Origin of the sequence: Nocardioides sp. BP30, assembly GCF_029873215.1 — a bacterium.
Lineage (GTDB): Bacteria > Actinomycetota > Actinomycetes > Propionibacteriales > Nocardioidaceae > Nocardioides.
Window position 1 is genome coordinate 511,495 of record NZ_CP123620.1, and the last position, 11,123, is coordinate 522,617.

11 protein-coding genes are annotated in these 11,123 nt (G+C 72.3%); 7 read left to right on the forward strand and 4 right to left on the reverse strand.

What is annotated here, in order from left to right; genetic code table 11:
- The first annotated feature begins 31 nt into the window (after nucleotides 1-31).
- The 3 genes from P5P86_RS02330 to P5P86_RS02340 are packed head-to-tail and all read left to right on the forward strand — an operon-like array spanning nucleotide 32 to nucleotide 3,239.
- Nucleotides 32-658, forward strand: a complete 627-nt coding sequence (locus P5P86_RS02330) for a TetR/AcrR family transcriptional regulator (RefSeq protein WP_280609669.1) — start codon at nucleotides 32-34, stop codon at nucleotides 656-658.
- A complete protein-coding gene (locus P5P86_RS02335) occupies nucleotides 655-1,911 on the forward strand; it encodes an alpha-hydroxy-acid oxidizing protein (RefSeq protein ID WP_280609670.1) in 1,257 nt (418 codons plus the stop codon). Before P5P86_RS02330 ends, P5P86_RS02335 begins: the two co-directional genes overlap by 4 nt.
- The gene (locus P5P86_RS02340; protein WP_280609671.1) at nucleotides 1,908-3,239 is read left to right on the forward strand and encodes a YibE/F family protein; all 1,332 of its coding nucleotides are present in this window, start codon (nucleotides 1,908-1,910) and stop codon (nucleotides 3,237-3,239) included. Before P5P86_RS02335 ends, P5P86_RS02340 begins: the two co-directional genes overlap by 4 nt.
- A 106-nt stretch (nucleotides 3,240-3,345) precedes the next feature.
- Here the strand turns inward: P5P86_RS02340 and P5P86_RS02345 are convergent, their stop codons facing one another.
- Complete coding sequence (locus tag P5P86_RS02345) at nucleotides 3,346-4,767, reverse strand: MFS transporter (protein WP_280609672.1); 1,422 nt, start codon at nucleotides 4,765-4,767, stop codon at nucleotides 3,346-3,348.
- An 82-nt stretch (nucleotides 4,768-4,849) separates the two neighbouring features.
- On the opposite strand from P5P86_RS02345, the gene P5P86_RS02350 reads away from it, so the two are divergent.
- From P5P86_RS02350 to P5P86_RS02360, 3 genes are read left to right on the forward strand one after another with little or no spacing between them, the layout of a single operon-like run.
- Nucleotides 4,850-5,446 (forward strand): TetR/AcrR family transcriptional regulator, encoded by a 597-nt coding sequence (locus P5P86_RS02350; protein WP_446724917.1) that lies wholly within the window; start codon nucleotides 4,850-4,852, stop codon nucleotides 5,444-5,446.
- The gene (locus tag P5P86_RS02355; protein WP_280609674.1) at nucleotides 5,439-6,359 is read left to right on the forward strand and encodes a carbohydrate kinase family protein; all 921 of its coding nucleotides are present in this window, start codon (nucleotides 5,439-5,441) and stop codon (nucleotides 6,357-6,359) included. The genes P5P86_RS02350 and P5P86_RS02355 overlap by 8 nt, the downstream gene beginning before the upstream one ends.
- Entirely contained in the window at nucleotides 6,356-7,267 is a 912-nt protein-coding gene (locus tag P5P86_RS02360) for a pseudouridine-5'-phosphate glycosidase (protein ID WP_280609675.1), read from the forward strand. The genes P5P86_RS02355 and P5P86_RS02360 overlap by 4 nt, the downstream gene beginning before the upstream one ends.
- Before the next feature lie 26 nt (nucleotides 7,268-7,293).
- Here the strand turns inward: P5P86_RS02360 and P5P86_RS02365 are convergent, their stop codons facing one another.
- Complete coding sequence (locus P5P86_RS02365) at nucleotides 7,294-8,166, reverse strand: sigma-70 family RNA polymerase sigma factor (RefSeq protein ID WP_280609676.1); 873 nt, start codon at nucleotides 8,164-8,166, stop codon at nucleotides 7,294-7,296.
- An 81-nt stretch (nucleotides 8,167-8,247) separates the two neighbouring features.
- Nucleotides 8,248-9,237 carry an LLM class F420-dependent oxidoreductase gene (locus P5P86_RS02370; RefSeq protein ID WP_280609677.1) on the reverse strand — a complete coding sequence of 330 codons (990 nt, stop codon included), beginning with the start codon at nucleotides 9,235-9,237 and terminating at the stop codon, nucleotides 8,248-8,250.
- Nucleotides 9,238-9,270: 33 nt separating this feature from the next.
- Between P5P86_RS02370 and P5P86_RS02375 the strand changes: the two genes are divergently transcribed.
- A complete protein-coding gene (locus P5P86_RS02375; RefSeq protein WP_280609678.1) occupies nucleotides 9,271-9,783 on the forward strand; it encodes a mycothiol transferase in 513 nt (170 codons plus the stop codon).
- Between the two features lie 19 nt (nucleotides 9,784-9,802).
- Here P5P86_RS02375 and P5P86_RS02380 read toward each other — a convergent pair whose 3' ends face one another.
- Nucleotides 9,803-11,089 (reverse strand): MFS transporter, encoded by a 1,287-nt coding sequence (locus P5P86_RS02380; protein ID WP_280609679.1) that lies wholly within the window; start codon nucleotides 11,087-11,089, stop codon nucleotides 9,803-9,805.
- Nucleotides 11,090-11,123 lie beyond the last annotated feature (34 nt).

The window sequence follows — 11,123 nt, forward strand, 5'->3', positions numbered from 1 at the left end:
CACGGTCATATGTCCTGGCTAGGCTCTCGGCATGGCCCGTCCCAACGCCGGCACCAAGGGCGTCCCGCGCGCCGACCGTGAGGAGCAGATCCTGGACGCGGCCGGCCGCCTGTTCGGCAGCCTGGGGTACGCCGGCACGTCGGTGGCGGCGGTGGGGGAGTCCGCCGGCATCTCCAAGCCGCTGGTCTACAGCTACTTCGGCTCCAAGGAGCGCCTCTACGGTGCCTGCCTGCGGCGGGCCGGTGAGCAGCTCGCCGTCGAGATGGAGGCCATCGCACGCAGCGGCGTGGTCGGCCTCGAGCGTGGCCTGCGCACGCTGCAGGGCGTCTTCGAGCTGCTCGAGCCGCAGCCCTGGGTCTGGCGGCTGATCTTCGACGCCACCGCGCCCACCGACGGCGAGGTCGCCGAGGTGATGGCGACCTACACCGCACGGATCACGGCGCTGGCCGAGGAGGGTGTCGGCGAGCTCGCCGCCCTGGTCGGCATCACCGACCCGCTGGACGTCTCCGCGCTGGTGCGCGTCTGGATGAGCATCTTCGACGCACTGGTCGGGTGGTGGGTCGAGCGGCCCGACCAGAGCGCAGCGGCGATGACCGCGCGGTGCGTCCGGCTCTTCGCCGGTGTCACCGGGGCCGACCTCGGTACCGTGCTCGCGTGAGCATCGGTCGTGACATCCAGGGGCGCATCTACCGCGCGGGTCTCTTCGGCACCCGGCCCGCCGTGCCGACGTCGTACGACGCGCTGGAGGCCGCCGCGCAGCGCCGGATGAGTGCCGCGGCCTGGTCCTACGTGCACGGCGGCGCCGGCCTCCAGGCGACCGTACGGGCCAACCGCCAGGCGCTGGACGCGGTGCGGCTGGTGCCGCGCTACCTGGTCGACGTGGAGGAGCGCGACCTGTCCGTCGACCTCCTCGGTCGCCGCCTCGCCTCGCCCCTGCTGCTCGCGCCGATCGGGGTGCTCGAGATGGCCCACCCCGAGGCGGAGTACGCGGTGGCTCGGGCCGCCCGAGGGCTCGACGTACCGATGGTGATCTCGACCCAGGGCAGCGTGCCGATGGAGGAGACGGCGCGGACCCTGGGCCGCACGCCGCGGCTCTTCCAGCTGTACTGGAGCCGCGACGAGGACGTGGTGCGCTCCTTCGTGGAGCGTGCCGAGTCGATCGGTGCCGACGCCGTCGTGGTCACCCTCGACACCCACCTGCTCGGCTGGCGCACCCGCGACCTCGACCTGGGCTACCTGCCGTTCGCCCGTGCCGAGGGGATCGCGCAGTACACCTCCGACCCCGCCTTCCGTGCGCTCGTCGAGGCCCGCGAGCCGTTCGGGAACACGCCCCGTCCGCGGCTGCGCGAGATCCCCGCCGCCCTGCGAGCGCTGCGCTCCATGCGACACCACTGGCCGCAGCGCGTCGGGCATCGCGATCCGCGGCCGCGTGCGGCCGTGGAGACGTTCCTCGACGTCTTCTCCCGCTCCGACCTGACCTGGGCGGATCTCGCCCGGCTGCGCGAGATGACCCGTCTCCCGATCCTGGTCAAGGGCATCCAGCACCGCGACGACGCCCGGCTCGCCGTCGACCACGGAGTGGACGGGCTCGTGGTCAGCAACCACGGCGGCCGCCAGGTCGACGGAGCGATCGGCTCGCTGGACGCCCTGCCGGCGGTGGTCGCCGAGGTCGACGGCCGGGTGCCGGTGCTCTTCGACAGCGGTATCCGCGGAGGTGCCGACGCGGTCAAGGCGCTCGCCCTCGGTGCTCGCGCGGTCCTGGTCGGCCGGCCCTGGGTCTACGGGCTGGCGCTGGCCGGTGAGGCCGGCGTACGGGCCGTCCTCGAGCACCTGCTCGCCGAGCTCGACCTGACGCTGGGGCTGGTGGGGGTGCGCTCGGTCGGCGAGCTCGGTCCCCACGTGCTGGCATGAGCGGGCACAAGGGCGGCAAGCGCCGCGCCGACCCGCGGGCCCGCTACCAGGGCTCGGCCGGTGGCAGCCACGCGCACGCGGCCGATCCGCACGGCAGCGGCCCCGGTCATAGCCCCGGTCACAGCCCCGGTCATAGCCACGGTCACAGCCACGGCCCGGCGCCGGATCTCGCCGTACCGCCGACGGCGCGGTGGGCACTGCTCGGCACGCTCGCGGTGGTGGCGGTGGCGATCGTGGTCGGCGTCATCGGCCTGTGGCCCGACCGCGGCACGGTCCGCGAGCTCTCGCACAGCCTCGACTTCGCCGCGCCGGGCGTGACGTTCCCGCACGCCACGGTGCAGAAGGTGCAGCCGGTCTGCGTCAACGCCGACACGCAGAGCAACGTCTGCGGCAACCTCGAGGTGCAGGTCGACGGCAAGGGCTCGGGCACGGTGCTGGTGCAGGTCCCTGCCGAGGTGACCCACTCCGGGCTGAGCCGAGGGAGCCGGGTCCAGCTGCAGGTGACGCCGGCGAACGGGACCACTCCGGCCGCGTACGCCTACTTCGCCACCGACCGCTCCGGTGCCCTGTGGGTGCTGCTGGGGATCTTCGTGCTGGTGGTCGTGGCGGTGGCTCGGCTGCGTGGCCTCCTGGCGCTGGTCGGGCTCGCCTTCGGCGGCCTGGTCGTCGGTGGCTGGTTGCTCCCCGGGCTGCTCAGCGGCCACTCGCCACCGCTGGTGGCCCTGGTGGCGGCCGGCGCGATCATGTACGTCGTCCTCTACCTCACCCACGGGCTGTCCCTGCGCACCTCGGCCGCGCTGGTCGGCACCCTGGGCGGTCTCGGCGTGACGGCCGTGCTGGGCCTGCTGACGGTTCACGCCACCCATCTCACCGGGGTGGGCGACGAGGGCGCGAGCATCCTCACCTCGACCGTCGGGCATCTCGACTTCCAGGGACTGATGACCTGCACGGTGATCATCGCCGGCCTGGGCGTGCTCAACGACGTGACCATCACCCAGGCCGGCGCGGTCTGGGAGCTGCGGGCCGCCGCCCCGCAGATGTCCCGCTGGCGGCTGTGGGCCGGCGCGATGCGGATCGGCCGCGACCACATCGCCTCGACGATCTACACCATCGTGTTCGCCTACGCCGGGACCGCGCTGACCACCCTGCTGATCATCAACCTCTACGACCGGCCGCTGGTCGACCTGATCGGCACCGAGCAGATCACCGAGGAGATCGTCCGGTCGCTGGTCAGCGCGATCGGTCTGGTGCTCGCCGTTCCCCTGACCACGGTGGTGGCCGCGCTGACCGTCCCGGGGCCGGTGCGGCCCGAGCCCGAGCTGTTCTAGGTGGTGGTGCGGGGTGCGGTTGTGACCCCTGGGGGTCACAACCGAACGTTGGGGGCCGAAGCATTGCCCATCAACGTGCGGTTCTGACCCCTGGGGGTCAAAACCGTCACCGGGCCCTCCGCGGAGCGAACAGCGCCGCCACGAACCCGAGCGTCACCGCTCCGGCACCGGTCAGCAGTGCGGGACCGATCGCGCCGGCGTAGCCATCGGGTGCGATGTGCCCGCCGTTGCCGAGGAAGACGGCTGTCAGCAGCGCGATCCCGAGTGCTACCCCGAACTCCCGGATGGTGGAGTTGGCCGAGCTGGCGATGGCGAAGTCGCCCTCCGGCAGGCCGTCGAGCACGGAGGTCGAGATGGTCGGGAACACCATGCCCATCCCCACCCCCGCCATGGCCAGCGCCGGCACGAAGGAGGAGTACGCCGAGGCGTGCTCGGTCAGCGCCGCGAACCATGCCAGCGACCCGGCCTGCAGGGCCAGCCCGACCAGCATCAGCGGTCGGGCGCCGATCCGGCCGGTCAGCGCTCCGGCGATCGGTGCGACCACCATCGGCGCCGCCGTCCAGGGGAGGGTGCGAAGGCCCGCACCGAGCGGCGTGAAGCCCTGCACCACCTGCAGGTACTGGGAGAGCAGGAAGACCGCACCGAACATCCCGACGGTGAACGCGAGCGCGACGAGGTTGGCGACCGAGAAGCTGCCTGCGGCGTAGAGCCGTAGCGGCAGCACCGCGTCGCTGCGGCGGCGGGCCCAGCCGACGTACGCCGGGACGAGCAGCGCCGCCACGATCAGCGGCACGAGCACCCGAGCCGAGGACCAGCCGTCGTCGTTGCCGTGCACGATGCCCCAGATCCCGCCGAAGACGGCGCCGCCGAGGAGCAGGGTGCCGACCGGGTCGAGCCGCTGCCACGTCCCGCGGGACTCGCGTACCGCGAGCAGCACCAGGGGGATCGCGAGGACGGCGACCGGCACGTTGAGCCAGAAGATCGCCTCCCAGCTGATCCCCTGGACCACCGCGCCACCGACCACCGGACCGAGTGCCACCCCGAGCCCGGAGACCCCGCCCCAGATGCCGATCGCCGCGGGCCGGAGGCGGTCGGGGACGCCTGCGGCGAGCAGGGTCAGCGACAGCGGCATGATCGCCGCCGCGCCGAAGCCCTGGACCGCCCGCGTCGCGATCAGCGTGCCGGCGGAGCCGGAGAGCGCAGAGCCGATCGAGGCGAGGGTGAAGACGGTGATGCCCGCCAGCATCATCCGACGCCTGCCGATCCGGTCACCGAGCGTGGCCGCGGGCAGCATGAACGTGGCGAAGGCGAGCGTGTAGGCGTTCATGAACCAGGACAGGTCGCTCACGCTCGCGTGCAGGTCGCGCTGGATCACCGGCAGCGCGCTGGTCATCACCAGGTTGTCGAGGGTGGCCATGAACATCGGCAGGCTCACGGCCGCGATGGTCAGCCACAGCGGCACGCGGCGTACGCCGCCTGCGACGCGGGGCGAGGCGGAGGCCCCGCCATGGTCGGTGAGCGTGCTCATCGCTCCTCCTGCTGTCTTGTTGGCATCGAATGATTACTTACCTCAAAACGACGATAAGTAATCGACTGATAACATGTCAAGCGTGACTGTTCGGATGCCTGCCGAGGAGCGGCGCGCGCTCATCCTCCAGGCCGCGACGCGCGCCTTCGCCGAGGGCGGCTACAGCGGCACCAGCACCGACACCGTGGCCAAGGAGGCCGGCGTCAGCCAGCCGTACGTGGTGCGGATGTTCGGGACGAAGCTGGACCTGTTCCTCGCCGTGTTCGGCAACGCCTGCGACCGGATCGAGGCGGCGTTCCGGGCGGTGCTCGACGCCGGACCGTTCGACCCCGACAGCGAGGTCGACAAGGAGCGGATGGGGCACGCCTACACCGAGCTGCTCGCCGACAGCGACTTCCTGCACGTGCTGATGCACGGCTTCACGGCCAGCAGCGTGCCGGAGATCGGGGCGGTCGCCCGCGCCGGGATGGGCCGCATCTTCGACACCCTGCTGGCGACCGGCTGGGGGGAGGAGAAGGTCCGCGACTTCGTGGCGTACGGCATGCTTCTCAACGTGCTCCTCGCCATCGACGCCTTCGAGGGGGCCAGCGGTCCGCTGGCCCGGCTGGTGCAGGCCTGCGTCCCGCACGCGGACGGCGACGCCGCGGCGATCCGCGACAGCGGCCGGTCGCATGAGTGAGCCGTACGTCGTCGTCATCGGCGGCGCCAACATGGACCTGCACGCCCAGGCGCGGGCGGACCTCGTCGCCGGCACCAGCAACCCGGGCTCCTCGCAGCTCTCGCCCGGCGGCGTCGGGCGCAACATCGCCGAGGTGATCGCCCGGCTGGGCACCCCGTGCCACCTCGTCTCCGCCGTCGGCGACGACCCCCTCGGTGCCGAGCTGATCGCCCACACGGTCGACGCCGGCGTCGACGTGACGCACGTGCGGCAGCGCCCGGTGGCGACAGGCACCTACGCTGCGATCCTCTCCCCGGCCGGCGAGCTGGTCGTCGCGGTGGCCGACATGGCCGCCACCGACCTGGTGTCGCCGCTGGCGGTGGAGGCGGCGGCCGGCCTGATCCGCGGGGCCGGTCTGCTGGTGCTCGACGGGAACCTGCTCCCCGCCACCGTCGAGCACGCGCTCGAGGTCGCCCGGGACGCCGACGTCAGCGTGGTGCTCGACCCGGTCAGCGTGCCCAAGGCGGAGCGGTTGCGCCCGACGATCGGGCACGGGATCGGGCTGGTGACCCCCAACCGCGGTGAGCTGTCGGCCCTGACCGGCCTCCCGACGCGCACGCCCGCGCAGGTCGATCACGCGATCGAGCGACTGCACGCCCTCGGCGTGCCGTCGGTGTGGGTGCGGCTGAGCGAGGAGGGCTCGATCCTCGACACCGCTGCGGGCCGGTGGCCGCTCAGCGCGCCCGAGGTGGACCTGGTCGACGTGACCGGCGCCGGCGATGCGATGCTCGGTGCGTTCTGCCACGCGGTGCTCGGAGGCGCCGACCTGCTCACGGCCGCGCGCTACGGTCACGCCGCCGCGGCGCTCACCGTCACCTCGCGCTCGACCGTGCGCACCGACCTGTCCGACCAGCTGATCAGGAGCATGCTGTGAACGTCGAGATCGCCGCCGAGGTCCGTGAGGCGCTCGAGGCCGGACGACCCGTGGTGGCGTTGGAGTCGACCATCATCAGTCACGGGATGCCCTACCCGCAGAACGTCGCGATGGCGCGCGAGGTCGAGGAGATCGTCAGGGCAGGGGGCGCGGTGCCGGCGACCATCGCCGTGCTCGACGGCGTCCCCAAGGTCGGCCTGTCCGCCGATGAGCTGGAGCTGCTCGGCTCCGCACCCGGGGTCGTCAAGGTCAGCGTCCGCGACCTGCCGTACGTCGTGGCGCGCCGCCAGCACGGCGCCACCACGGTGGCGGCGACCATGCGGCTGGCCGCGCTCGCCGGTATCCGCGTCTTCGTGACCGGCGGGTTGGGTGGCGTGCACCGCGGGGCGGCCACCTCGTTCGACATCTCCGCCGACCTCACCGAGCTTGGCCAGACGTCGGTGGCGGTGGTCTCGGCCGGAGTGAAGTCGATCCTCGACATCGGGCTGACGCTCGAGACGCTCGAGACGCTGGGCGTCCCGGTGCTGGTCGACGGCAGTGACGAGTTCCCCTCCTTCTACTCCCGCTCCTCGGGCTTCGCCGCCCCGATGCGGGTCGACGGTCCGGCCGAGATCGCCGCCGTCCTCGCCGCCAAGTGGTCGCTGGGCCTGCCCGGCGGGGTGGTGGTGGCGCACCCGATCCCCGCCGAGGACGAGATCCCGGCCGGGGAGATCGGCGGCATCATCGAGCAGGCGCTCGGCGACGCCGACCGGCTCGGCATCAGCGGGAAGGACATCACGCCGTACCTGCTGGGACGGATCGTGGAGATCACCGAGGGCGCCTCGCTGACCGCCAACATCGCGCTGGTGAAGGCCAACGCCCGGCTGGGTGCCCGGATCGCCGTCGAGACGTCCGCCCTCGCGGGTTGAGACGTCACGTTCCGCGCACCGAGGCGTCAGTTCTCGCCGATCGAGTGGCGGTTCGGATTCGCCGTGCCGGAGATCTCCATCAGGTCCAGTGAGGCCGGGTCGGCGACCATGTCGATGTCGGTGATGAGCCCGTCGGCGACCGTGAAGAGGAAGGCCACCTTGACCTCGCGGTGATGGACCCAGGCGGCGTTCGCCCAGCCGTCGACCGTGACGGGCATGGCTCCGCGCGCCCCGTTGAACCGGTCGGCCACCGCCTCCTGACCCGTCCGTACGTCGGCGCCCATCGACGCCCCGGCCGGATCGGCGTGCAGCGCGACGCCGGGCGCCAGCAGCGAGAGCAACCGCGGCAGGTCGCCCCCGCGGGCCGCGGCGAGGAACGCATCGACCACGGCGCGGTGCTCGCGCCGCTCGGCCTCCAGGTCCGCTCCGCGCAGCCGCCGCCGGGCCCGCGAGGCGAGCTGACGCACGGCCGCCTCGGAACGGCCCAGGGTCGCGGCCACCTCCTCGAAGGGGACCGCGAAGAGGTCGTGCAGCACGAACGCCACCCGCTCGATCGGCGAGAGCGTGTGCAGGACGACCAGCATCGCCGCGTCCACCCGGTCGGCGAGCACCGCATCCGCCTCGGGCCCGCTCGCCGCGTCCGGCTGCTCCGGCAGCTCGTCGGTCGAAGCGACGTGCCGCCGGCTGCGCAGCTGGTCCAGGCACAGCCGGGTCACGACCGTGGTCAACCACGCGGCGACGTTGTCCGGCGTACCGCTGCCGGGCAGGGATGCCAGCCTCAGCCAGGCCTCCTGGACGACGTCCTCGGCACCGGCCGGCGAGCCGAGGACCCGGTCGGCGATGGCCAGCAGGCGGGGTCGCTCGGTCTCGAACAGTGCGGACAGCTCGCTCTCGTGCACGCTCACATCCTGCTCGACGCACGAGCGGGGTGGAACGTGACATCGCGGGCCGGCCTCAGCCGGCGACCACCGTCGCGACGGTCAGGCCGGGGCCGCCGCCCGCAGCTTCTCCAGCAGCGGCCCGGCGGCCTCGTCCAGGAACCGCTGCTGCCCCTCGTCGCCGACCTGGACCAGCCCGATGTCGGTGAAGCCCGCCTCCCAGAAGGACCTGACGGACTCCACGATCCTGTCCAGGTCGGGACCGCACGGGATCGACTCGGCGACGTCCTCGGGCCGGACGAACTGGCTGGCGGCGGAGAAGCCGGCAGTCGTCGGCAGGTCGGCGTTGACGCTCCAGCCCCCGCCGAACCACCGGAACTCCCGGTGCGCCCGCTCGATCGCTGCCTCCTCGGAGGGGTCCCAGCAGATCGGGATCTGGCCGATCGCGCGAGCACCGGAGCCGATCGCGAGGGCGTCGGGCTGGTCGTTCCACGCGGTCACCAGCTGCTGGTCCGGCTCGACCGCGATGAGGTCGTCGCCGTACGGCGCGAAGGCCTCCACCGCCCGGTCGCCCGCACAGGCGACGGCGATCCGGACGGTCTCCTCCGGCAGGTCCCACAGCCGTGCGGAGTCGACGTCGAAGTGCTCGCCGCGGTAGGTCACCAGATCGCCGGCGAACAGCGCCCGGATCACCTCGATCGCCTCGGTCAGCATGTCCTGCCGGGTCTCGAGCCCGGGCCAGCCCATCCCGACGGTGTGCTCGTTGAGGTTCTCGCCGCTGCCCAGGCCGAGTGTGAAGCGCCCGTCGCTGAGCAGTCCCAGCGTCGCCGCCTTCTGCGCCACCACCGCGGGGTGGTAGCGCATCGTCGGGCAGGTCACATACGTCATCAGGCCCACGCGCGAGGTCGCCTGGGCGACGGCGCCCAGCACCGCCCAGGCGTACGACGCGTGCCCCTGCTCGGTCAGCCAGGGCGAGTAGTGGTCGCTGCTCTGCAGGAAGTCGAAGCCGACCTCCTCGGCGCGCTGCGCGTAGCCCACCAGCTCGCGGGGGCCGCTCTGCTCGGTCATGAGGGTGTAGCCGAAGTTCGTCATGCGGCCCTGTACCCGCGCGCTACGGTCGAGCACATGAGTCCCGCAGAACTCCTCCAGGATGCCTTCGCCCGCATCGTCGAGGGCGGCACCGCCGTCGTCGACGGCCTCACCGAGGACCAGCTCACCCACCGGATCGATCCGGAGGCCAACACGATCGCCTGGCTGGTCTGGCACCTGGCCCGGGTCCAGGACATGCAGGTCGCCGACGTCGCCGGTCACGAGCAGGTCTGGACCGCGCAGGGGTACGCCGAGAGGTTCGCGCTGCCGTTCGACGTCCAGGCGTCCGGGTACGGCCAGAGCGCCGAGGAGGTGGGTCGGGTCAGGGCGAGCGCCGAGCTGCTCGCCGCGTACCTGCGTGCCACCCACGAGGCCACCATCGGCTACCTGGAGCGGGTCACCGCCGCCGAGCTCGACCGGGTGGTCGACGAGCACTGGGATCCGCCGGTGACCCTCGGCGTACGGCTGGTGTCGGTGCTCGAGGACGATGCCCAGCACCTCGGCCAGGCCAACTACGTGCGCGGCATCGTCGAGCGAGCCGGCGCCTGAGCACCGCTCGGGCGCTCGCTCAGACGCTGAGCGGGTCCGATTGCTTGACCCGGTAGGCGACGAAGGTCGGCGCGAGCACCGCACACAGCGCGATGCCGACGATGACCAGCACGCCCCCGCCGAACGTGGTCGCCGCCGTCCCGACGACCGCTGCGGCACCGCCGTGAGCGACGTCGGCGATGCGCGGGCCGCCGGCGACCACGACGGTGAAGACGCCCTGCAGGCGACCGCGGACGTTGTCGTCGGCCGCCGACTGCAGGATGGAGCCGCGGATCGCCGCGGAGGCGACGTCGGCCGCGCCGGCGACCATCTGGAAGAACAGGCCGAGGATCAGCATCGGGACGCGGAGGTCCGGGGTCACCCACAGCGTCGCGCCGAACAGTGCGATGCCCGCCCCCCACACCGTGATGCAGCCGAGCACGATCAGGCCCTGCCGTTCCACCCGCGACATCCAGCCCGACAGGACGCCGCCGACCACCGACCCGGCCGGGATCGCGGCGAAGAGCAGCGCGAACGCGATGCCGCCGTCGGCCGGGCCGAGGAAGGACTGGTGCGCGATCTGCGGGTAGAGCGCCCGCGGCATGCCGAAGATCATCGCGACCAGGTCGACCACGAAGCTCATGAGGAGCACCGGCTGGGTGCGCAGGTAGACGAAGCCGTCGAGCACCGAGCGCAGCCCCGGCACCTTCGCGCCCGCGCCTTCGACAGGCATCTTCGGCAGCAGCACCACCGCGTAGAGGGTGGCGAAGAGGGTGATCGTGTCGATCAGGTAGAGGTAGGTGTAGCCGGTGATCGGGATCAGGATGCCGGCAACCAGCGGTCCGGCGATGGCACCCGCCTGCATCACCGTCATCGACAGCGAGTTGGCCGCCGGCAGCAGCTCGGGCGGGAGCAGCTTGGGCAGGGTCGCCGCGCGGGTCGGGGAGTTGATCGCGAAGAACGCCTGCTGCACCGCGAACAGGCTCAGCAGCAGCCACACGTTGCTGTTCCCGAGCGCCGACTGCAGCCAGAACAGCGCACTCGTGCCGATCAGGCCGACCGTCGAGATCATCATCATCAGGCGTCGGTCGAAGTGGTCGGAGAGGGCCCCGCCGTACAGGCCGAAGACCACCAGCGGGACCAGTCCGAACAGGCCGGTCAGTCCGACGTACGCCGAGGATCCGGTGTCGGCGTAGATCTGTGCGGGGACCGCGACGACCGTCAGCTGGGCGCCGACCATCGTGACGATCATGGCGATCCACAGCCGGCGGAAGTGTGGCTCGCGCAGCGGTCGAGTGTCGGCGACGAGACTGCGGAGGTTGGCCACGGTGCCCCAACCTACGTCGGGTCGGCTTTACTCC